Below are 22,881 nucleotides of genomic sequence, written 5' to 3' on the forward strand. Positions count from 1 at the left end.
TTCTGGTCACTTATTGCGCCGAGACAGCGCATGAAAAAAGGCGCACCGAAGTGCGCCTTGCTTTGTCGCGAATTGTAAGGCGGAGGTGTCTTCCGCAACGCGGCTTTAGAACTCGACGACCGCACGGATCGATTTGCCCTCGTGCATCAGATGAAAGCCGTGGTTGATCTCATCCAGTGACAATTTGTGAGTGATCATCGGATCGATCTCGATCTTGCCGTCCATGTACCAGTCCACAATTTTGGGCACATCGGTACGCCCTTTGGCACCGCCAAAGGCCGTTCCACGCCAGACGCGACCGGTGACCAACTGGAATGGGCGGGTCGAGATTTCCGCGCCCGCCGGGGCGACCCCGATGATGATGCTTTCGCCCCAACCCTTGTGGGCGCACTCAAGTGCGTCGCGCATCACCTTGGTGTTGCCTGTGGCGTCAAAGGAATAATCCGCACCGCCCTTGGTCAGTTCCACAAGGTGTCCCACCAAATCGCCGTCCACCGCTGTGGGATTGACGAAGTCGGTCATACCAAAATACTTGCCGACCTCGGCCTTGTCGTCGTTCAGATCCACACCGACAATCTGGTCCGCACCGGCAAGGCGCAGCCCTTGGATCACGTTCAACCCGATGCCACCCAGACCAAAGACCACGCAGCGCGCGCCAATCTCGACCTTGGCCGTGTTGATCACCGCTCCGATGCCCGTGGTCACGCCGCAGCCGATGTAGCAAATCTTGTCAAAAGGCGCGTCCTTGCGCACCTTGGCCAGTGCGATTTCGGGCACGACGGTGTGGTTGGCGAAGGTGGAACAGCCCATATAGTGGTGGATCGGTGTACCATCCAGCATCGAAAACCGCGTGGTGCCGTCCGGCAGCAGGCCCTGTCCTTGGGTGATCCGAATTTTCTGACACAGGTTCGTTTTGCCCGATAGGCAGTATTCGCATTCGCGGCATTCGGGCGTGTAAAGCGGAATCACATGATCGCCCACTTCCAGCGTTGTGACGCCCTCGCCCACTTCCAGAACGACGCCCGCACCTTCATGGCCCAGAATGGCCGGGAATATGCCCTCAGGGTCGTCACCCGAGCGGGTGAATTCATCTGTATGGCACAGGCCTGTGGCTTTTATTTCGACCAGCACTTCGCCCTTGCGTGGGCCATCCAGGTTGACCTCCATAATCTCAAGGGGTTTGCCAGCTTCGACGGCAACGGCGGCACGGGTTTTCATCATCGCTTTGTCTCCTCACGCATTTGCGCACACAAGGCCCGTCAAATTGGTGTCTGTCAATGCTGACGGGTTTGGGAAAAGTGGCGGATCGACCCTTCGGGGAGGATTTATTTTAATCAGAGAAGGACATAACCAATGTACCTTGCTTCTCTGATTGAAAAAATCCTCGGGGGGAGACGCCGAATGGCGTCGGGGGGCAGACAGCCCCCGACCGGCTTTGCAAAATATCGCGGCACTCTGGTCTACTCAGACAGTTATGTGCTCAGGACCGCTGACAGCACGCGCAGCAGGTCCGCTTGTGCCGTATCGCTCGCCCCACCGCTGCGCCATGCCACATGGTGATCCGGACGCACCAAAACGCATCCCCCGTCGCCGATTTCACGCGCACGTGCCCAATCCCCGGTGTGATCCACGAGGGTCTGGCGCGGCCCAATGACATAGGCTGATAACTTGATCCCAAGCTGTTCCGCCACCTTCACAGCCGCATCTGCCCAGGCCTGCCCGCTTAGTCCGGTCAGCAATGCAAACCCACCTTTGGTCAGGTCGAGCGTGGAGTGTTTCGCCCCGTGCCCATCGTATAGCCAGACATGGGGAAGACGCGCGCCCGGCCATGTGGTGGGTTGGTAATGCAACTCGGGGTCCGCTTCAAAACCCGGTTCGGCCTGCCCATCTGCAACAACTGCGTCAGAGCGATAGCGCTGGTTCATTTCTACTCCGTGGGCGTCGAACTCATACTTTTTGAAGGCGATCGCTTGGCGCAGGGCCTCCCGCTGCGCCTCAGCTTCATCCGTGCTCTCGCAGCGCTTTTCCATATTGGCCTGCATCACATCCGGGTCCGTATGCCCGATCAGCCCGAGCGCCTCAAAGATTGGCCCGAACTCCCCGATGGATTTGTTGGCGCGCGTCACGATCTGTTTTGCGACAGGCGCGCGTTCGGCGTTGTAGCTGTCAAGCAGCCCTTCGCCCGCCTGTCCTTTCAGCACCATCGCCAGTTTCCAGGCCAGATTGAACGCATCCTGGATCGACGTGTTCGACCCCAGGCCGTTGCTGGGAGGGTGCCGGTGCGCCGCATCCCCCATAATGAAAACCCGCCCCTTGGACATTTCGGTGGCGTAGGCGTCATTGACCGTCCAATAGCTGATCGACTGCATCTCGATCTCAAGCTCGGGATCCCCTACCAGATCGCGGATGATCTTCTTGGCCTCGTCATCGGTCAGTTCCGGGCGTTCGCCATCGATGTCATAGCCCCAAATCGCCATCCAATCATTCCACGGGCGGATCATACGTACGACGCCCATTCCGATGCCGCCCACATTCGATCCTGGCTGCATAACCCAATAAAGGACCGACGGGCGGTGCGCGACATGCGCAGTCAGGTCCGCCTTGAACAGAAGGTTGATGGAACCTGCGACACCCATTTTGCCTTCAATTGGAACACCAATGTGTTCGGCGACAAGTGAGTTGCCGCCATCGGCCCCAACGAGGTATTTCGAACGCACGGCAAAGGTTTTGCCCGTCAACCGATCGAGTATCGTGGTCGTCACACCCTCGGCGTCAGCTTCGTGGCTTTGGTACTCGCAAGACATGCGCGCCTGTGTGCCACGCGCGCAGGCCGTCTTGAACAGAAGTGGTTCCATGAACGTTTGCGGCAGATCGTTCATCTTGCTTGGCGAACTTAACTGATGCTCGGCACGGCTGTTGGGATGGTTGCCCCATGTCTGGATACGGCCCAACTCCTCGCCTGTCAGGCTTTCGCAGAACACATTGGTACCCATGAGATCCTGTTCGGTGGCATGCATGTAGGCCTCGGCTTCGACCTCGGGGCCAAGATCCCGCAAAACTTCCATGGTGCGTTGGTTCGTAATGTGCGCGCGGGGGCTATTGGCCAGCCAACGATAGCGGTTCACAGCCATGTTCTCGATCCCGTATGAGGACAGTAGTGCTGCGCAAGCTGAACCCGCGGGTCCGGTGCCGATGATCAGCACATCGGTGGTCATATCTGCCATGGTGTCTTCCCCTCCCAAGGATCTTTCTTCTTGTGACGGCACACCCTCCCAAGCGGCCAGCCTCGGTATTTGACATCACTTTGAACAATTTGGGGAGAGAAAAGTAAGACGCCTCAATGACTTTGTCGCCACCCGGCGCCACGCCGTTCTGGTTATGGCAGAACAGCCCAGACCATCACCAGATAGGTCCACTGGTGCAACGCCTGATCCACACCAAAAGCACGCCAGTAACCAGCCTGATCCGGGCCATGGCCCGAGCGATCCGACCACACACCCTTTGCCCAATCGATGTGAAAATGCACAGCCCATTCTACCACGGCGACCGTCACAGCCAGCCCCAAGGGCACTCCCATCAGGACAAATGCGATCAGCGACCCAGCACTGTGTACACCCGCGTGATAAAAGCGCCCAACGTGCACGTATCGACCCCGGTCGCGCAACATACGGGCGGTTTGCAGGTAGAAATCCGCAAACAGATGCTTGGCCTGCAGCAAGAACAGCAGCCCTAATACAAAAGAAACAGGATCACTCAAGGCCGCACCTTTACGGATTACACTGCCCCCTATCCTAGGATGGCAATCCGCTCTGGGCAATCCACCTCACGCATCTGTTCAATATCGTGCCACAAAGCATTGATTTAAGGACCCGCGCGCGCTTAGATTGGATGCAGGCGCAGGGCGTCAATATTGCGCAAGGTCAAAGCTATCGAATCCTCCATTTTTGCCTTTATCTGGAAGTATTCCAAACGCGATCAGCTGATCCTTTTGATGGTGACGCTGTCCCTTTTTCCTTTGCTGTACCTCACGCTGGAACTGCCCAAGCAGATAATCAACGATGCGATCGGGTCAGGTTCTTCGACGATCACGGCATTCGGAATGGACTTTTCCCAGATCAACTACCTGTTGTTGCTCTGTGGCGGATTTTTGCTGGCTGTGACTGCCCACGGTTTGATGAAAATGCGGATCAACACCATGAAGGGGGTGCTGGCAGAACGGTTGCTACGTCGCTTTCGCTATACACTGATCGCCCGCATTCTGCGCTTTCCCCAACCTTACTTTGAGCGCACGAGCCAAGGTGAGTTGGTCAGTATGGTCACCGCCGAGAGCGAACCTATGGGCGGGTTGATGGGCGATGCCGTGGCCCAACCTGTCTTGCAGGCGGGCCAGATGCTTACCATCCTTGGTTTTCTGTTTCTGCAATCGGTGGCCTTTGGCCTTGCGGCCTGCGCGCTGATCCCTTTGCAGGCTTGGCTGATCCCGAAACTACAGCGCCAGATCAACCTTCTGAACAAGAAACGGGTGATACAGGTCCGCGCATTGGCGGCAGAGATTGGCGAAGGGGCAGTCGGGGCCTCGACCCTGCGCGTGAATGGCGGCTGGCGCTATCGGATGGCGATGATTGGCGACCGGCTCGGGCGCCTGTTTGAGATCCGGTTCCAGATCTACCAGAAGAAATTCTTCATGAAGTTCCTCAATAACTTCATCACGCAACTTACCCCATTCTTTTTCTTTTCCATTGGCGGTTACCTGGTCATTCAGGGGCAGGTCACCATTGGCGCGTTGGTCGCCGCTTTGGCCGCCTACAAAGACCTGTCTTCTCCCTGGAAAGAGCTGCTGGCCTATTACAACCAGTCCGCCGACATGTCCCTGCGCTGGGAAACGATCACAGAACGCTTTGCCCCCGACGACATGGTGGATGAGACCTTGTTTTATGGCCCCGCCCCTGAGGCCCCGCGCCTGACGGGTGACATCGTTTTGGATCAGGTGACCGTGCGGGACGGCGACGGCAACCCGGTGCTAGAGGACATATCAATCACGCTGCCCGCCGGGGGTCTGATTGGCGTCAGCGCAGAGAACGACGAAGACCGACGCGCGCTGGCTGAGGTGCTGACGCGAGAAACGTTGCCCACCAGTGGCACAGTCATGCTGTCCGGGCACAACATCACAGCCTTGCATCAAGCTACCATTTCGAAACGGATCGGCCACGCCAGTTCACGGCCCATCCTGTTTCAGGGCAGCTATGGGCAGAACGTGATGATGCCAATGCGCGCGGCGCCACTTGAACCGGGAGATGACACCGAATTCGCCCGCGAGGCCGTGCGCGCAGGGAACTCCCCCGACATGCTCAAGGCCCATTGGGTCGACCCGACCCTTGCCGGGGTCGACGACAGAGATCAGTTGCGCGCTTGGTGGTATACGTTGATCGACGGATCGGGCAGTGGCGAGGTACTGACACGGCGCACATTGGATCAGGCATATGACGCCGAAAAGCACCAGGCTCTGACGTCCGCCCTGATCGACTTGCGCCCCAAAGTCGCGGCAGCGATTGAGGATGCAGGCCTGTCAAACTTTGTTCACCGGTTTGACAGAGAGGCGTATAACCCCGCGCTCCCAATTGCGGAAAACCTGCTTTTTGCGACTCCACGCGAGACGATCACACCCGAAATTATCGAAGCAAAGATCGAATTCCTGCGCCTGCTCCATGCACTCGAACTGGCCGGCAATCTCGAACAACTGGCCCGTAACATTATCGAAATGCTGCGTCAGATCTTTGGCGCCAATGGTACCGACCACCCCCTGTTTCGCAAGGTCGGGCTCGACGTCGAGGTTTATGAGGCCGCCCTTGATCTTGTGAACCGCAAACCGCCCGGATCAGAGATCACGGATGGTGACTTGGCACTGCTGCTTAGCGTGCCCTCGGCGGTGACCGCTGAACAGGTTGGTCCATCCTTTCCTGAGGAGATCAAAGGCCGCATTCTGGCCATGCGCACCCAGCACGGGGACACGCTGCGAGAGCAGATGGATGACCTTTTTGTCCCGATCGACGAAGGGTCATATGTCTTTGGGCTGACCGTTCTGGAAAATGTTTTGTTTGGCAAAGTGGCCGAAGGGGCCGGGACACGGGGCGAAGAGTTGCGGCGCATCGTGGTCCAGGTCCTTGGGGATGAAGGGATCAGTCCGCTGGTGCTTGAACTGGTCTTTGACGTGCCGATCGCCCTCGGCGGGGCCAACCTTCCGGCGCTTTTCGCCGAACCGCTGTCGATTAGCCGCGCCACGATCAAACGGCCTGATCTGTTGATCCTGGACAAGGTGATGTCCAGCTATGACGCCGAAACACGCGAGGCGTTGATCGCCAATCTGCGCAAGCTGCTGCCAGAGTCGATCATCGTATTCCTCGATGACGCCTTTGAGGATGAGGGCGCGTTTGATCTGCAATTTGAAATACAGCAAGGGCGCCTTGTCGGGGCCGAAGGGGCCCGGGTCGAGGCCGACAGTGAAGTGGGCGCAGACCTCGCACGCAAGCTAGAGGCCCTCAGCCGTACCCCCCTCTTTGCGGGCCTCAAACGCAAACAGCTGCGTCTTTTGGCGTTCGGAGCGCGCTGGTACAAGGCCATCCCCGGTGAGTACGTGTTCCGCAAACACGACGATCCCACCGACGGCGCATATATGATCATCGACGGGGAAGCGGACCTGCTCTTGCCCCGCCCGGGCGGTGAAGATCAACTGATCGCCACAGTCGGAGCCGGCGCGCTGGTGGGCGAATTGGGCCTGATCCGTCGCGAGCCACGCGCGCTCGACATGCGTGCCCGTACCCCCCTGTCCTGCCTGCGTATCAGCGAAGAAGACTTTATGGCCGTTGTCGAAAACGATGCCGCCACCGCCTTCCGCTTGCTTCAGGTGGTGGCGGGCTACATCAAAACGTGACTGTGATGCATCCAAGAGCACAAAACTTGTGCAATAAAGTGTGTTAGACACTGGTGCCCAAGGCGCACATTTGGCATTCATAGGACAAAGCCGCCCAAGATAGTGCGGTGAGGTGTTGTTTTATGTTCGGAACAATCCGAAGTGCTCTTGTTTGCGTTGTGATCGCAACTGGCGCCGCATCCACTGCGTTCGCGCTTGAAGTGACAATCAACGCTCCTGACGAAGTGGCCGATGATTTACGAATCGGCTCGCTTGCGGCGGCCCTTGTGGGCGGTACCGACACGGGCGAGCCCGCAAGCGGTATCGAAGTGCTGAGCGCAGCGCAGGCTGACTACAGCCGCTTGATCGGCGTTCTTTATGAGAAAGGGTATTTTGCCCCCACGATCAGCATTCAGGTGGATGGGCGCGAGGTGTCGTCCCTGTCTGCAGTGGCCGCGCCACCGACCATTCCACGGGTTGTAATTACGGTAGAGCCGGGTGCTGTGTTCACTTTTGGCAACGTCACCATTACGCCAGAGGCCCCAACATCTGAACCTGTGCTTGGCCTGATGCCGGGCGACACGGCGCGTGTGTCGACTCTGCGCGCCGGGACCGCCGCCCAGATTGATGGCTGGCGACATGCCGGACATGCCAAGGCGGCTGTGTCAGATCAGAAAATCACAGCACGCCACCCGGATAAGACACTGAGCGCTGCAGTCACCATCGATCCCGGTCCCCGACTGCGGTTCGGGGAACTAATCTTGCAAAGCGAAAGCGCGGTGCGCGAAAAACGCATCCGCGAAATCATGGGCTGGGAAAGTGGCGAGGTCTTTGACCCTGACCACATTGATGATGTCAGAACCCGGATGCGCCGCACCGGGACCTTTGCCGCCGTCACACTGACTGAAGCCGAAGAACCCAACGCTGATGGTACTTTAGACGTCACGGCGACCGTTTCAGACCAACTTCCGCGGCGCTACAGTTTCGGGGCCGAATTCAGCACGCTGGACGGTGTCAGCGTCAGCGCACTCTGGCTTCATCGCAACATTTTTGGCGGCGCCGAACGGTTGCAAATCGACGGCGAAATCTCGGGCGCTGGTGGACAAACCGGGGGTGAGGATTATCGCTTGACCGCTCTGCTGTCACGCCCTGCAACGTTCCGAACTGATCTTGAAGCCTTTGCGTTGGCCGAGATCGAACAAGTAGACGATCCAAACCTCTTCTCACGCACGGCCCGCCTCGAGGTCGGTGGGGTCTATTTCGCCAGCGACCAAAGACAATACAGCTATGGTATTGGTTTCCGGCGTTCACTGACCCGGGACGATCTGGGCGAACGCAACTATACCATCTTCACCGTTCCACTGAGCGCCACCTTTGATCATCGTGATGATTCATTGAATGCGACGTCCGGATACTATGCCAAAGTCGGACTGACCCCGTTCTTTGACATCAGCGGAACGGAAAATGGCATTGTGACCACGGTTGATTTGCGCACCTACCGGAAAGTCGGCGAAAAGGTCACTCTTGCAGTACGGGGCGTTTTAGGCTCCGTCGCAGGGCCCGACATCACATTGGCGCCTGCCGACTTCCTATTCTTCTCGGGTGGATCAGACTCGGTTCGCGGGCAGGAGTACAAATCGCTCGGCGTCGAACTCAGCCCCGGCGTTATTATCGGCGGCAAATCTTATGTGGGCCTCTCTGGTGAGGTCCGCGTCCAAACGGGCGCAAACCTTTCTGTCGTCGGCTTTTATGACGCCGGATATGTGGGCGAAGAGTCTTTTTACGACGGGTCGGGCGAATGGCACACGGGCTACGGAGCAGGTGTGCGCTACAACACTCCCATTGGTCCCATCCGATTTGATCTGGCGGTTCCGGGATCAGGACCCGGCGACAACTCAGGGGTCGAAGTCTACATCGGGATTGGGCAGGCCTTTTGATGCGTTACCTTCTGATCCTCATTGCCTTTGTGTTCTGGCCTCTCGCTGCGATTGCGCAAGAGTCCGAGGACGACGAAGACCGCGGCTTTATCGCAGGACTGCTTGAAAGCGCATTGGGGGGCGACGGGCGCACTGTGCAGATCATCGGCTTTGCCGGAGCGTTGTCCAGCACCGCAAGCATCGAGCAGATCACCATCGCTGATGATGAAGGTATCTGGCTCACGATCGACGATGTCGCACTGACATGGAAGCGCAGCGCCCTGTTGCGCGGTATCATCGACGTGCAAGAATTGCGCGCGACACGCATACAGTTGCCCCGCACGCCCGTCGCGCAGCCGGGGGTCGAAGTCCCGGATGCAGAGGCCACTCCCTTTGCTCTGCCTGACCTGCCAGCCTCAATCCTGCTTGAAAAACTGGACATTGGTGCCGTGGAACTAGGTGCCCCTGTGCTGGGCGAAGCGGCAACGCTGTCTCTCAGTGGCAGTGCCACGCTTGCGGACGGTGCGGGGGATGTCTCTTTGCGCGCGCAACGCTCAGACGGGCCGCGCAGCACAATCAGCATTGATGCGTCCTATGCCAACAAGACCCGCGATCTGGCGCTTGATCTTGAGGTCACAGAGGACGCGAATGGGCTTTTGTCTGGGCTGATGAACCTGCCCGGTCGGCCAAGCGTGGATTTGAACATCGAAGGAAATGGTGCACTCAGTGACTTCGCTGGCACACTGGATTTGCGCACCGACGATACGCCGCGGCTTGCAGGGACACTGGCCCTGCAAAGCGAAGAAGACGGGCCAATGGACTTTGAAGTGGACCTTGGCGGCGACGTCACAGCCCTGTTCTTGCCGCAGTACGCTGCCTTCTTTGGTCCCGATGTTTCCCTGAGTGCACAAGGCAATCAAGACAGCGACGGCGCGCTCACGCTCAGCCAGTTTGACCTGCAAGCCCGCGCACTGGAACTGAGCGGTCAGGTTGCGCTGAACAGCGATCGCTGGCCCATACTGCTGGACGTTAAGGGACAAATCGCGGACCCCAGCGGTACACCGATCCTGCTGCCCGGAGCAAGTGGAGCTGAAACACGCATCAACAGCGCTGACTTGGCCGTTACCTTTGATACCAACGACAGCGACGCGCTGACCGCGCAAATCTCCATCGCGGGTCTGGACCGGGCAGAATTGACCGCCGTAGCACTCACGCTTGATCTGGACGGCACCCTGTCGGGCGACGTGGATGCCATCGGGTCGCTCGCTACCCGCATCGATCTGGCCGCATCCGGCCTCGGATTTACCGACCCCGCGCTGACGCAGGCTATTGGCAAAATCGTGCGCGGTGGGTTGGATGTGCAATATGCCGATGACGCCCCTTTGCAGCTGACCAATCTGTCCTTGACCGGTGCGGCATGGCAAGCGAGCGGGTCCACAACAGTAAAAAGGCTGAGCGAAGACTTTTCCACCGCTTTTGATCTGAAACTGGACACCCCTGACTTGTCGGCCTTTGCCGCGCTCGCAGGTGTCGAGCTGACCGGCGCCGGGCAGATCGGTGTGACGGGCAACGCGGCATTGGGCGGCTTTTTTGACGTCGCGATCACTGGCACCACCCAAGACCTCGCGCTCGGCATCCCGCAGGCCGACGCGGTGCTGGCCGGTCAAACTGCGGTCAACCTGGCCGCGCGACGCGATTCAACCGGGACTTTTCTGGATCGCCTGACTCTCAACAACCCCGCTCTCTCTGCCGACGTCTCCGCCAATTTGCAGACCGGCGCTTCTGAGGCCCGCTATGCTTTCCGCCTCGACGATGCGGGACGGGTTGTGGATACTCTCGAAGGTCCACTCAGCGTCGAAGGCACGGCACGGCAGACCGGTAAGGCTTGGGATGTTGGGGCGACGCTGGCCGGGCCACTAGATGCATCAGCCACGTTGGATGCGCGGATTGAGGGCGCCCAGATCGATATCGACCTCGACGCGGGCGTGCCCGACCTGAAACCACTTGTGCCGCAACTGGAAGGTGGGGCGCAGTTCGCTGCCAGCGCACAACAGCGCAACGGGGCGTGGGACTTTGACACCGAAATAGACGGACCCTTTGACAGTGCAGTGACGGCCTCCGGGCGTTTTGCCGATGGCATTCTCAATGCAAACTATTCGGGCTTCCTACCTTCGCTTGATCCGTTTGCACCCGGCATTCCCGGAGCACTCAATCTGAACGGTGAGGTACAGCAGGTACCAGACGGCTACGAGTTCGCCACGAACCTGTCTGGCCCCTATGATGCTACCGTAAATGCAACGGGAGCGCTGCTCGCCGGCATCCTAAACGCCAAATACTCTGCCAATGTGCCGGACGTATCGACACTCGCCCCCGGCGTCACCGGCGCGCTCGACGTGAACGGAGAAGTGCAACAAGTGCCGACGGGTTGGGAATTCGTAACGGACCTGTCCGGCCCCTATGACGCTCAGGTCAATGCGACAGGGGCACTCCTGTCCGGCATCCTCAGCGCAGATTATGCAGCTCGTCTGCCAGATGTGTCTGCACTCGCCCCCGGCATCAACGGCGCTGCGACTCTGGATGGAAACGTGCAGCAGCAAGATGACGGTTGGGCCTTTGCCACCGATCTGACGGGGCCATTTGACAGCAGCGGCAATGTTACCGGCACCTACAAATCAGAGCGACTGGCGACCGACTTCGAACTGGCAATGCCAAACGTGGCCCCTCTTGCTCCCGGTGTTTCGGGGCCACTAAACGTGGCAGGCACAGTGGCGCAAGTCGATCAGGGTTGGACCGTTGAAACGGACATAAACGGCCCATACTCAAGCACCGCGAACATCGACGGCACCTACAGTAATGATGGGGCTGCGGCGCGCTATGAGGTTCAGGTGCCAGATGTGGGCGCACTGTTGTCGGGGTTCTCCGGGGCCGCTGCTCTCTCCGGAACGGCCACGCAGGTCGCGCGCGGTTTTGACGTCGATGCCACTCTTGAAGGACCCAGAGGCACCACCGCGCAGGTTCAAGGGCTGGTTGGGAGTTCTGGGGAACTCGAACTTGATGCCAAAGGACAGGCACAGTTGGGGTTGGTGAATACCTTCATTGCACCCCGCTCTGTTTCGGGGACTGTGGACTTTGATCTTACCGTTGATGGCCCTGCGGCGCCGTCTTCAGTGCGGGGCCGGATCAGCACTTCCGGAACACAATTTGCCGACCCCAGTTTGCCACTCTCCTTTTCAGACATCACCGCCTCTGTTGACCTATCGGGCGAACAAGCGAACCTGGGGGTGACCGCACAGGTGAGAGAGGGCGGGTCAATCGGCGTGAACGGACCGATCACTTTGGACGGGGCGTTTCCGGCGCAACTGGAGGTCGGACTGAACAGTGTCGTCGTGACGGACAACGTGAACTATACGAGCCTGCTCAACGGCGGGATATCCGTCAACGGCCCGCTTTTGGGCGGTGCACAGATTGCGGGCACAATCGATGTCGGGGAAACGACAGTGCGCGTCCCAAACAGCACTGTGTCCACCCTCGGAGCGATCCCGGACATCACACATATCGGCGAAACCCGGCCCCAACTGCGCACGCGCGAGCGGGCCGGTCTGGTGACACAAGACAGCGACAACGACGCAAGTGGAGGCGGCAGTTCCATCGCATACCCGCTTGATGTAAAAATCAATTTGCCATCGAAGGTCTTCGTACGTGGGCGCGGGATCAACGCGGAACTCGGCGGAGATTTACAGATCTCCGGCAGCTCTGCGGACGTGATCTCGATAGGGCAAATCGATTTGATCAGGGGACGGATCGACGTCCTCAACAGGCGGTTTGATCTGACTGAGGGGCGCGTAGAATTGGAGGGGCGGTTCGAGCCGTTTTTACGGCTGGTAGCAGAGACGACAACTGATACAGGCACCGCCAGCATCATTGTCGAAGGCCCGCTGGAAGACATAGAAGTGTCATTTGAATCCAGCCCCGAGGCTCCGCAGGATCAGGTTCTGGCTCAGGTCATTTTCGGGCGCGACATCTCGCAACTTTCTGCGTTCCAAGCGCTACAACTGGCCAGTGCCGTTGCCAATCTTGCTGGAGTAGGCGGCGAAGGGCTTGTATCGCAACTGCGCGGATCCATTGGCCTTGATGATCTGGATATCACAACAAACGAAGATGGGAGTTCCGCCTTGCGGGCGGGCAAGTACTTGTCAGACAACGTTTACACCGACGTAACGGTCGGTGGCCAAGATGGGGCCGAATTGTCCATCAACATTGATCTAAGCGACAGCCTGACAGTGCGTGGCAGCGTGGCGTCAGACAGCAACACAAGCCTCGGGCTCTTTATCGAAAAGGATTATTGAGCACGCGCTTTGACAGTGCGCGCCCAGAGTTCTAGTGTGCCCATGTATCCAAGCGGATACAAATATGAGAGCCTGCCATGACCACTCCTGATATGAGCCAGGGCGAAACCGCCTATGCCAAACTGCTTGCCGCAATTCGCAACGGAGGGTTCGCCCCCGGTGACCGATTGCGGGAAACGGACGTCGCCAGCCGGCTGAACCTGTCCCGCACACCAGTGCGCGAAGCCCTGCGCCGACTTGAAGCGGACGGGATCGTCGAACACCGCCCGCGCCTTGGGGCCATCATTCGCCAACTAAGCCACGGCGAGTTGGTCGAACTTTACGAAATGCGAAGCGTTCTGGAACGCACCGCCGCCGAGATGGCAGCCAAGCATGCAAGCCCCGCAGAAGTCGCCGCTCTGCGCGACCTCAATGAAAAAATTGCCTCTAGTGATCCGGCTGAGGCTGCCGCTCTCAATCAGGACTTTCACCGTGGTATTTACCTTGCCACCCGGAACCGTTTCCTGTTGGACGCTGCCCGCGCGCTCAACAATGCTCTGATGCTGCTCGGGCCGACCACGCTTGACGATCCCGCGCGCATTGCCGAGGTCAGCACACAGCATTCTGCGATCCTTGACGCCATCGCTGCAGGTGACGTGACGGGTGCAGGCGTAGCAGCAGAAACACATCTGCAAACGTCTCTGGTCCACCGTCTCAAGGTGCTGGCCCGGTGAAAAGCACCGCACTGACCTTTGCCATTGCAGCCATTGGAGTTGCGGTGTTTCACGCCGCCGCCCTGCCTCTTCCCTGGCTGCTTGGGCCGATTGCGGCCTGCCTGATCGCGGCGCTCTCTGGTGTCAGAATGAACGGGATCAAACCGCTCAACGAGGGGATGCGGACCATCCTTGGCCTCGCTGTTGGGGCCACGTTCACACCGCTCGTTCTGGCCTCAATGGTTCAGATGTGGCCAACGCTTGTGTTGATCCCGGTCATGGTATTGCTGATCGGGTTGATCGGAGTGCCCTATTTTCAGCGTCTCTGGGGCTATGACTTTGCGACCAGCTACTACTCGACCATGCCCGGTGGTCTTCAGGATATGCTCGTGTTCGGAGAAGAAGCCGGCGGCAACCCGCGCGCCCTGTCGCTGATCCATGCCACTCGGGTGCTGGTGATCGTCGTGGCACTGCCGTTCCTGCTGCAAGGGGTGTGGGGCGCGGACCTTAGCAACCCGCCCGGTGCGCCCGCGAGAAGCGTGCCACCCGGGCAATTGCTGTTGATGGTCGCCTGCGCGCTGATCGGCTGGCAAGGCGCCAAGCGGATCGGCATGTTCGGGGCCTCAATCCTTGGGCCGTTGATTGTGGCCGCCGTTTGTGCCCTCACCGGGCTTTTGCACCACCGCCCGCCGGTCGAGGCGATCTGGGCCGCACAGTTCTTTATCGGGATGGGCGTTGGGATGAAATATACCGGAATCACCATGCAAGAAGTGCGCCGCGATCTGACAGCAGGCTTAGGCTTTTGCGGCATCCTGATCGTTCTGACCCTCATCTTTGTCGAAGGGATCTACTTGATGGATCTGGCTGGCGGAATGGACGCCCTGTTGGCCTTTGCGCCCGGCGGTCAGGCCGAGCTTACGATCCTAGCCCTGATCGTGGGGGCCGACGTGGCCTTCGTCATCGCTCACCACGTCTTACGCATTTTCGTTGTGATCCTTGGCGCACCGCTCTTTGCGCGAATGTTCAAAAGACCTCAGGATTGATCATGTGAATCGGCGCGCCCGCGGCATAGGCATTGATCTGATCAAAGATGTCCGAAAACTGCATCTCGAACTCATCTTCGGTCACAAACCCGATATGCGGGGTGGCCAGAACATTGGGGTGGGTCGCCAGAATGCTATCCGTATCGACCACCGGCTCGTTGTCAAAAACATCGACAGCCGCATAAATACGGCCCCGTTCAATCTCGGCCTCTAGCACACCGGGGCCGATCAGGCCGGAACGAGAGGTGTTCACAAGCAGACTGCGGGGTTGCATCGCGGCCAGATCATCAGCAGTGATCAGCCCCCGTGTGTCCGGCTTCAGTCGCACATGAAGGCTGACAATATCGGAGGTCGCGAAAAACGCTTCGCGGCTCTCTGCCACAGTCTCTCCATCCGCAACAGCACGCGCGCGACCTGCTGGCGAGGCCCACCATTGGACATTCATCCCAATAGCCTTGGCATAGCTCGCCACAGCCCCCGCAATCCGGCCATAGCCATAAAGTCCAAGGGTGCGTCCCCGCAATGTCCGCCCCACACCCATCTGCCACTGCCCAGCCTTTAAGGACGCTGCCTGCTGCGGGATCTGACGGTAATGACCCAGCATCAGCGCCAGTGTCATCTCGGCGGCGGCATACGAAGGGGCGCCCGCGTGCATGTTTGAACACAACAAAACACCATTGGTAGTGCAGGCTGGAACGTCAACATGGGGATAGACGCTGCGCTGACTGATCAACTTCAACGCGTCGAGCCGGTCTAGCAGGTCCGCCCCAATCTTGGTGCGCTCTCGAAACAGAACCAAACACTCAGCATCCGCCACCCGTTGAGCGAGCTTGGTAGGGTCAGGTTCGTGATCCGTCCAAACGGTGACATCATGTCCATCTAGTTTAGTAAAACAAGGTAAGCCACGCAGCGTGTCGAACCAATCATCCAGAATATGAACCTTCACCGGCTTTCCATCCGATCCGCAGGAGTGGGCATGCGCGGCGTGGGCACAAAGACGGATGCGTTCAATTGAGACAGGGCATCCGCAATACGCACCCTTTCAGCCAACAGGTGATTGAACTGCGCGTCGCATCCCGAGATGGGCGTTGGATAGGCGCTGATTTCAGCGGCCAAAAGGCGTTGCGCTGTCGCCAGTTCCGACCGCGCAACGATCAAACAGTCGGTGTAGCTGTCTTTCATTTTTGATACTCTCCGCTGAATTGTATACTACAGTATACCAAAATTCGGCCTTATTCAATCCTGCATAATCCGCCGCGCTAGGTCCGCCATCAAAAGGGCCTCCTGCCCCGCACTCATATCCAGGTGGTTCTTACCATCAATCTCCAGAAACGCATGGCCATGTACAAACATATGGAGCATGTAAGAACGTCGCTCGATCTCCTGATCCGGGGGCCCTTCGCCCAGAAAGGTGCGCACCTCTCGCTTTACCACGTCAAAGCACGCCTCACCGTGAGCCTGCAACTCGGGATCTTCGTCGTGATCCTTTGTCAGGCCGAACATCAGGCGGAACACGCCCGGTTCGGTGCGAGCAAAGTTGGCGTAACACAAACCCAGCGCCATGATCGGGGCGAGAGGATCACCAGTTGCTGCTTTTGCCGCGGCATCCATCTGGTCCCGCATCCGGTCGATTCCCGCCAATGCGACGGCGCGCACGATCTCTCCACGGTCCGAAAAATGCTTGTAAGGTGCCGCAGAACTGACGCCCGCTCGGCGCGCCGCCTCGGATATGGAAAAACCATCCGCGCCCTTCTCTTCGACAAGAATGCGAACGGTTTCAATAAGATGCGCGCGTAAATCACCGTGGTGATACTGCGTGCGGGGGATAGTCTCCACGTCCTGCTCCAACTTTTTTTGCCTCATGCCCTTGCCAAAGTAAGTGGCTATTACATATGCCTTAGAACAGCAAGTAAGCGCCACTCACTTCGAGTCAAGGAATGACACCATGACCCAAAGACGCCCCGAGGATACACGCAAAGCGCCCCTTTGGAAGCGTGCGTTGCGCGGTTTTGCAACGCTCACAGGAACGGTGTCGGTGATCGCTCTTGCAACTGGCGCGGTTTCGCTGGCCAGCGCGACCCTTGCCACGCGGGCGTCGGCCGTCGACGCGCCTGCCCCCGCGCCAACAACCACGGTTGAGGCATTGCGCATCTCGCCCACAGATCAGATGCCTGTGACACGCCACTTCTATGGTCAGATCGAAGCGGCCCAAACCGTCTCCCTTGGGTTCGAGCAGGGCGGTCGCCTCAACGTCCTGACAGTGGACGAAGGTGACCGCGTCGAGGCTGGGGACGTCATCGCGAAACTCGACACGCGCATTCTGATGACCGAAAGGTCCCGTCTGGTGGCGTCCCGTGACAGGCTCGAGGCACAAGCGGAACTCTCCCGCCGCACGACACAGCGCCAAACCGAATTGCGCAATCGTGGATTTGCCTCAGATCAGGCCGTGGACAACGTGGCCCTCGCCCTCACCGCGATTGAGGCGCAGATGGCCGAAGTCGACGCGGCCATCACCCAAGTCGAAGTGCAGCTTAGCCAGACCGAACTCACTGCCCCTTTTGACGGCACGATCGGCGCGCGCCACGTCGATCCCGGCGCCATCATGTCTGTGGGCGCCCCCGTCCTGGATATCAGGCAGGCGGCAGCACCACTGTTCCGGGTTGGCATTGACCCCAAACTTGCCAGCACGCTGGCTGATCATCCGGCGAAAATAACCTTGGATGGATCGGAATACGCTGCGCGTTTCATTGGGTTCCGGCCCGATCTGGACGCCCAGACACGGACCCGGACCGCCTTGTTCGAAGTGGAAACCGACGCGCCTGTTTACCTCGCTGCTGGCACACTCAGTGTGCAGACCTCGCTGACGCAGTTGGGCTATGCCGTGCCATTGTCCGCCCTTCAGGACGGTGTGCGGGGCCTTTGGACCATACTGGTGCTCGAACCAGAAACAGACGGTTTTGCCTCAGCACGCGCAGCAGCCGTCGAAGTGCTGCAAATCGAAGGCGACACTGCTTATGTGCGAGGGACGCTGACCGGTGATGCGCTGATCGTCCCCCATGGCACACATCGCCTTGTTCCCGGAGACCGGGTGCAACTGACCGAGGCGGACTAATGGAAACCCTCACCTTCCGCCAACCCCGCATTGTCGCACTTGCCCTGTTGGTCATCATCGCGGCGGGCCTTGCGTCGCTGTTGGCCATCGGACGGCAGGAAGACCCGACAATCACCAACCTTTTTGGCACCGTCACAACCCAGATCCCCGGGGCAGACCCGGCCCGCGTCGAGGCACTGGTCACACAACCAATCGAAGACGTGCTGCGTGAAGTGGCCGAAGTAGACGTGATCGAAAGTACGTCGGCCACTGGTATCTCGATCATCTCTGTCGAACTGGGTGTCACCGTTGCTGACACTCGGATCGAGGAGGTCTGGGCCGAAATCCGCGATGATCTTGTCGCCCTCTCCCCCACCCTTCCAACGGATGCTTTCGAGCCGGAGTTTGACACCGAAGGGGGCAGCGCCTTTGCCGCCATCGCCGCCTTGTCGGCAGAGCCCGGCGTGCCCACCACGATCCTTGGCCGCTACGCCCGCGATTTTGCCCAAAACCTGCGCAACATCCCTGGCACGGAACTGGTCGAGCTGTTCGGCGCGCCGGAAGACGAGGTGCTGATCACGCTTGACCCTACGGCCACTGCAGCCCTTGGGCTGACAGCCAGCGACATTAGCCGCGCCATTGCCAGTGGAGATGCCAAGGGGCCAGCCGGGCGTGTCCGTCCATCGGGTTCAGACCTGCTGGTGTCCATCGCAGGCGAGGTTGAAACGTTGGACCGTCTGGCCGACATCGTAATCCGCCGCTCAGACACCGGGGCGGTTACTTACCTCTCCCAAGTGGCCGAGATCACGCGCGGGCCTCGTCTGCCACACACAGAATTGGCCATCTATAACGGCAAGCCCGCCGTGCTGGTTGCCGCCAAGTTGGAACCCGGCCTGCAAGTCGACGTCTGGTCCGGCTTTGTCCGCGATGAAATCGACGCCTACCAAGCGCAGATGCCTGTTGGTACACAACTGGACCTGACCTTTGATCAAAGCCGCTATACGGCTGACCGCCTGACTGAGGTTGGGGTCAACATGGCCATCGGTGTCAGTCTTGTTGTCGGTGTACTGCTGCTGACCCTCGGCTTGCGCTCGGCCATGATCGTGGCACTGATCCTGCCTGTGGTGACGCTCGCGACCCTATTCACCATGAACTTTATCGGTCTGGCCATTCACCAGATGTCTGTCACGGGCCTGATCGTCGCCCTTGGGCTCCTCGTCGACGCAGGCATCGTGATGACAGACGAAGTAGGCCAACGCTTGCAGAAGGGCATGAGCCGAATGCAGGCCGCAGGCAGCTCAGTCAAGCGACTGTTTGCACCTCTGCTGGCCTCAACCATCACCACGGCATTGTCCTTTACTCCTTTGATCCTGTTGCCCGGGCCTGCGGGCGACTTCGTGGGCTCCATCGCCATTGCGGTGGTGATTATGCTTGGGTGGTCCTTTGTTGTGGCGGTCACGTTGACACCAGCCATCGCAGGCCACCTTCTGCCAGCCAACGGCACACGCGGCGGAATGAAAGGAGGCGCAGTTGGTCGGACATTTGCAGCGTCCTTGCGCTGGTCCGTCAACAACCCGGTGCGATCAATCGCTTTGGCGCTGGTGCTTCCGATCACCGGTTTTGCCGCCATGCCCACACTGACGGCGCAGTTCTTTCCCGGCGTGGATCGCGACCAGTTCACCATTGAAGTTGACCTCGCCCCCGGCACCGGGATCGACGACACGCAAGCTGTCGTAGAGCGGCTCAATCAAAGGCTGGCGACCGTCGACTCAATCGAGCAGGTGATGTGGGTCGTCGGCCGCTCGGCCCCGGCCTTCTACTATAACATCGTCGGCGCGCGCGAAAATGCACCAGGTCACGCCCATGCGCTGATCACGACAGCCTCGCCCGAAGCGACCGAAATAATCTTGCGTGATTTGCAGCGCACCCTTGCCCCCGTCGCGTCAGAAGCCGACATTTTGGTGCGTGGTCTGGTGCAGGGCCCGCCGGTGAATGCGCCAGTCGAACTGCGCTTTGTCGGCAACGATCTGACCGAACTGCGCGCCCTCGGAAACGAAGCCCGGCGGGTTCTGTCGGGGGTTGAACCCGTGCTGATCACCCGGTCGACCATTGGTGCTGGCGCACCGAAAGCAACGATCACTGTGGATGAAGCGCAGGCACAAGTGCTTGGCCTCGACCTTGCTCAAATCTCTGGCCAGTTACAGGCGGGGCTCGAAGGGATCACCGGCGGGTCTATGGTTGAAGGGGATGAGGAACTCCCCATACGCGTCCGCCTCGGAGCTTCGACCCGCGGTTCTGTACAGGCGATCCGCGATCTCCCCATTCTGCGCCCAGACGCTCAGGCCCTCGCCGCCCAAGGCCGCTGGCCCGCCCTCCCCCTCTCTGCCATCTCAGAGGTCGCCATAGAACCTGCCGCCAGCACCATCACACGGCGCAACGGCGAGCGGGCAAATACGGTTCAAGCGTTCATTCTGCGTGATGTTCTGCCTGAAGAAGCCTTGGTCGAGGTGCAAGCTGCCCTGGACACCGCCGGGTTCTCTTTGCCTCAAGGCGTGCGGCTCGAATTGGGCGGAGACAGCGATGCGCGGGCAGACACCTTGTCAGACTTGCTTGCATCGCTGGGTTTGATCGTAACTCTGTCCATCGCGGCCATTGCACTGACGTTTAACTCCTTCCGCCTCACAGCCGTTGTGCTTGTGGTGTCAGGCCTCAGCGCGGGCCTTAGCCTGTTGGCACTGGCTGTGTTCCAATACCCGTTTGGGATCAACGCCATCATTGGCGTGATTGGCTCAATCGGCGTGTCGATCAACGCGGCGATTATCATCCTGTCGGGCCTTGCCCAAGACGAAGACGCTGCCGCCGGGGATCGCGCGGCCATGGTGACAGTGGTCATGGGATCAAGCCGACACATCGTATCGACCACGATCACCACATTTGGAGGGTTTTTGCCGTTGATCCTTGCCGGTGGAGGCTTTTGGCCGCCGTTCGCGATGTCCGTGGCAGGGGGTGTCCTTCTGTCCACAGTGGTGAGTTTTTACTTTACTCCCCCCCTGTTTGCACTGATCCATCGGCGACCCAAACCCAAAAAGGATGGCTTGATCATCGACCTGCCGAATGACCTGCCTTTTGTCCTTTATCCGCCGCACCAACAGGCCGCAGAATAAGTTCACAGCTGTCCGTTTTGGCGGCAAAAGTCATTGCAAGCGTTGTGTCCGGTCCCAAACCGACTTGCCAAGCGCTGCGAAGTCGCGAACACTCTGCCCCATAACGTAAAATGGGGAGTACCAAATGAAACTGACAACATTCCTGTCTGTCGCGGCACTGTTATCCAGCACTGCGCTGGTCAGCGCCGACACGCTGAAATGGGCACGCGCGGGCGATGCGCTGACACTTGATCCGCATGCCCAGAACGAAGGACCGACAAGCACGCTGGCCCACCAAATCATGGAGCCACTGATCATCCGGGATCACACTGGCGCCATCGAGGCGGCTCTTGCCACCGAATGGGGTCCCTCGGCTGACGATCCGAACATCTGGGTGTTTAAATTGCGCGAAGGTGTCACCTTCCATGACGGTGCGGCCTTCGATTCTGAAGACGTCGTATTTTCGATGAACCGCGCGATGACGCCGGACAGCGACTACAAGGAACTGCTCGCATCCGTCAAAGAAGTCCGTGCCGCTGGCCCCTACACAGTCGAGATTGTGACCGACGGTCCGAACCCCATCATGCCCAACAACCTCACCAATCTGTTCATCATGGACAAGGACTGGGCCGAGGCCAACGGCGCCACCAAAGTACAGGACTATGAAGGTGGCGAGGATACATACGCTGCCAAGAACGCCAACGGCACCGGTCCTTACAAACTGATCAGCCGCGAACCAGACGTCAAAACCGTGCTTGAAGCCTTTGACGGGTATTGGGGTGCAGGTGAATTCCCGCTGGATGTGACGGCCATTGAATACACGCCAATCCAGAACCCAGCCACACGCGTTGCCGCGTTGCTGTCAGGCGAGGTCGATTTCATCCAAGACGTCCCGGTCCAAGACCTTGAGCGGGTCGCAGGTACCGATGGTTTGGACGTGCGCACAGCACCGCAAAACCGCGTCATCTTCTTTGGGATGAACGTCGGCGATGCGGACCTCGCAAACGACAACGTCGAAGGCGCCAACCCGCTGGCAGACGTGCGCGTGCGCAAGGCGATGTCGATGGCCATCAACCGCGACGCGATCAAGCACGTGGTCATGCGCGGCCAGTCTGATCCCGCAGGTATGATTGCACCTCCTTTCGTGAATGGTTGGGATGAGGCGATGGATTCTTCGTCAACAACCGACTTGGAGGCCGCCAAGGCGCTGATGGCCGAAGCTGGGTATGGCGACGGTTTCTCGATCCAGCTTGATTGCCCCAATGATCGCTACATCAACGACGAAGCGATCTGCCAGGCGTCTGTCGGTATGCTGGCGCAAATCGGCGTGACCGTGAACCTCGACGCCAAGCCCAAGGCGCAGCACTTCCCGCTGCTCAGCAATCTGGAAACAGATTTCTACATGCTTGGATGGGGCGTTCCAACTTACGACTCCGAGTACATCTTCAATTTCCTCGTTCACGGACGTGACGACAAATACGGGTCGTGGAACGCGACACGCTACACCAACGACGACTTGAACGCCAAGATCGTCAGTCTTGCATCCAACACCGATTTGGAAGCGCGCAATGCCGACATCGCTGCGATCTGGGAAGTGGTACAGGACGAGGCGATCTATATCCCCTTGCACCACCAGGTTCTGAACTGGGGGATGAAGTCGAATGTGGGCACGATTGTCGATCCCGGCGATGCGCCCAAAATGAAGTATCTTGAACTGAACTGATCCACACGTTCAGCTACAGA

General features: G+C 59.1%; 14 protein-coding genes. 8 read left to right on the plus strand and 6 right to left on the minus strand.

Annotated features, from left to right (window positions below; genetic code table 11):
• Positions 1 to 105: 105 nt before the first annotated feature.
• From DHN60_RS01370 to DHN60_RS01380, 3 genes are all read right to left on the minus strand, one after another.
• Entirely contained in the window at positions 106 to 1,218 is a 1,113-nt protein-coding gene (locus DHN60_RS01370; RefSeq protein WP_108835889.1) for an S-(hydroxymethyl)glutathione dehydrogenase/class III alcohol dehydrogenase, read from the minus strand.
• Between the two features lie 254 nt (positions 1,219 to 1,472).
• Positions 1,473 to 3,224 (minus strand): FAD-dependent monooxygenase, encoded by a 1,752-nt coding sequence (locus tag DHN60_RS01375; protein ID WP_108835463.1) that lies wholly within the window; start codon positions 3,222 to 3,224, stop codon positions 1,473 to 1,475.
• A gap of 152 nt (positions 3,225 to 3,376) precedes the next feature.
• Positions 3,377 to 3,757, minus strand: a complete 381-nt coding sequence (locus DHN60_RS01380) for a DUF3307 domain-containing protein (protein ID WP_108835464.1) — start codon at positions 3,755 to 3,757, stop codon at positions 3,377 to 3,379.
• 234 nt (positions 3,758 to 3,991) lie between these two features.
• Between DHN60_RS01380 and DHN60_RS01385 the strand changes: the two genes are divergently transcribed.
• From DHN60_RS01385 to DHN60_RS01405, 5 genes are all read left to right on the plus strand, one after another.
• Entirely contained in the window at positions 3,992 to 6,928 is a 2,937-nt protein-coding gene (locus tag DHN60_RS01385; protein ID WP_108835890.1) for an ABC transporter transmembrane domain-containing protein, read from the plus strand.
• Positions 6,929 to 7,050: 122 nt separating this feature from the next.
• A complete protein-coding gene (locus tag DHN60_RS01390; protein WP_108835465.1) occupies positions 7,051 to 8,844 on the plus strand; it encodes an autotransporter assembly complex family protein in 1,794 nt (597 codons plus the stop codon).
• A complete protein-coding gene (locus tag DHN60_RS01395) occupies positions 8,844 to 13,169 on the plus strand; it encodes a translocation/assembly module TamB domain-containing protein (protein WP_108835466.1) in 4,326 nt (1,441 codons plus the stop codon). The genes DHN60_RS01390 and DHN60_RS01395 overlap by 1 nt, the downstream gene beginning before the upstream one ends.
• A gap of 77 nt (positions 13,170 to 13,246) precedes the next feature.
• The gene (locus tag DHN60_RS01400; RefSeq protein WP_108835467.1) at positions 13,247 to 13,882 is read left to right on the plus strand and encodes a GntR family transcriptional regulator; all 636 of its coding nucleotides are present in this window, start codon (positions 13,247 to 13,249) and stop codon (positions 13,880 to 13,882) included.
• Positions 13,879 to 14,904, plus strand: coding sequence for an AbrB family transcriptional regulator (locus DHN60_RS01405; RefSeq protein ID WP_108835468.1), 1,026 nt, complete (start codon positions 13,879 to 13,881; stop codon positions 14,902 to 14,904). The genes DHN60_RS01400 and DHN60_RS01405 overlap by 4 nt, the downstream gene beginning before the upstream one ends.
• Here the strand turns inward: DHN60_RS01405 and DHN60_RS01410 are convergent.
• From DHN60_RS01410 to DHN60_RS01420, 3 genes are read right to left on the minus strand one after another with little or no spacing between them, the layout of a single operon-like run.
• The gene (locus DHN60_RS01410) at positions 14,885 to 15,850 is read right to left on the minus strand and encodes a D-2-hydroxyacid dehydrogenase family protein (protein ID WP_108835469.1); all 966 of its coding nucleotides are present in this window, start codon (positions 15,848 to 15,850) and stop codon (positions 14,885 to 14,887) included. The genes DHN60_RS01405 and DHN60_RS01410 overlap by 20 nt on opposite strands.
• Positions 15,847 to 16,086 (minus strand): hypothetical protein, encoded by a 240-nt coding sequence (locus DHN60_RS01415; RefSeq protein WP_108835470.1) that lies wholly within the window; start codon positions 16,084 to 16,086, stop codon positions 15,847 to 15,849. Before DHN60_RS01415 ends, DHN60_RS01410 begins: the two co-directional genes overlap by 4 nt.
• Before the next feature lie 54 nt (positions 16,087 to 16,140).
• Entirely contained in the window at positions 16,141 to 16,767 is a 627-nt protein-coding gene (locus DHN60_RS01420) for a TetR/AcrR family transcriptional regulator (protein ID WP_108835471.1), read from the minus strand.
• Positions 16,768 to 16,849: 82 nt separating this feature from the next.
• Between DHN60_RS01420 and DHN60_RS01425 the strand changes: the two genes are divergently transcribed.
• The 3 genes from DHN60_RS01425 to DHN60_RS01435 all read left to right on the plus strand — a co-directional run bounded on the left by DHN60_RS01425 (position 16,850) and on the right by DHN60_RS01435 (position 22,861).
• On the plus strand, positions 16,850 to 18,016 hold the full coding sequence (locus tag DHN60_RS01425; RefSeq protein ID WP_108835472.1) for an efflux RND transporter periplasmic adaptor subunit: 1,167 nt from the start codon (positions 16,850 to 16,852) through the stop codon (positions 18,014 to 18,016).
• Complete coding sequence (locus DHN60_RS01430; protein ID WP_108835473.1) at positions 18,016 to 21,159, plus strand: efflux RND transporter permease subunit; 3,144 nt, start codon at positions 18,016 to 18,018, stop codon at positions 21,157 to 21,159. Before DHN60_RS01425 ends, DHN60_RS01430 begins: the two co-directional genes overlap by 1 nt.
• Before the next feature lie 124 nt (positions 21,160 to 21,283).
• Positions 21,284 to 22,861: an ABC transporter substrate-binding protein gene (locus tag DHN60_RS01435; protein WP_108835474.1), complete on the plus strand. Its 1,578-nt coding sequence runs from the start codon at positions 21,284 to 21,286 to the stop codon at positions 22,859 to 22,861.
• Positions 22,862 to 22,881 lie beyond the last annotated feature (20 nt).

The sequence above is a fragment of the Tateyamaria sp. Alg231-49 genome (genome assembly GCF_900143535.1).
In the GTDB taxonomy this organism is placed as follows: domain Bacteria; phylum Pseudomonadota; class Alphaproteobacteria; order Rhodobacterales; family Rhodobacteraceae; genus Tateyamaria.

What these genes read in the sequence shown, in the direction of transcription:
- DHN60_RS01370 (WP_108835889.1), bottom strand. Translation starts at nt 1,218, where the DNA reads ATGAAAACCCGTGCCGCCGTTGCCGTCGAAGCTGGCAAACCCCTTGAG.
- DHN60_RS01375 (WP_108835463.1), bottom strand. Translation starts at nt 3,224, where the DNA reads ATGGCAGATATGACCACCGATGTGCTGATCATCGGCACCGGACCCGCG.
- DHN60_RS01385 (WP_108835890.1), top strand. Translation starts at nt 3,992, where the DNA reads ATGGTGACGCTGTCCCTTTTTCCTTTGCTGTACCTCACGCTGGAACTG.
- DHN60_RS01390 (WP_108835465.1), top strand. Translation starts at nt 7,051, where the DNA reads ATGTTCGGAACAATCCGAAGTGCTCTTGTTTGCGTTGTGATCGCAACT.
- DHN60_RS01395 (WP_108835466.1), top strand. Translation starts at nt 8,844, where the DNA reads ATGCGTTACCTTCTGATCCTCATTGCCTTTGTGTTCTGGCCTCTCGCT.
- DHN60_RS01400 (WP_108835467.1), top strand. Translation starts at nt 13,247, where the DNA reads ATGACCACTCCTGATATGAGCCAGGGCGAAACCGCCTATGCCAAACTG.
- DHN60_RS01415 (WP_108835470.1), bottom strand. Translation starts at nt 16,086, where the DNA reads ATGAAAGACAGCTACACCGACTGTTTGATCGTTGCGCGGTCGGAACTG.
- DHN60_RS01420 (WP_108835471.1), bottom strand. Translation starts at nt 16,767, where the DNA reads ATGAGGCAAAAAAAGTTGGAGCAGGACGTGGAGACTATCCCCCGCACG.
- DHN60_RS01425 (WP_108835472.1), top strand. Translation starts at nt 16,850, where the DNA reads ATGACCCAAAGACGCCCCGAGGATACACGCAAAGCGCCCCTTTGGAAG.
- DHN60_RS01430 (WP_108835473.1), top strand. Translation starts at nt 18,016, where the DNA reads ATGGAAACCCTCACCTTCCGCCAACCCCGCATTGTCGCACTTGCCCTG.
- DHN60_RS01435 (WP_108835474.1), top strand. Translation starts at nt 21,284, where the DNA reads ATGAAACTGACAACATTCCTGTCTGTCGCGGCACTGTTATCCAGCACT.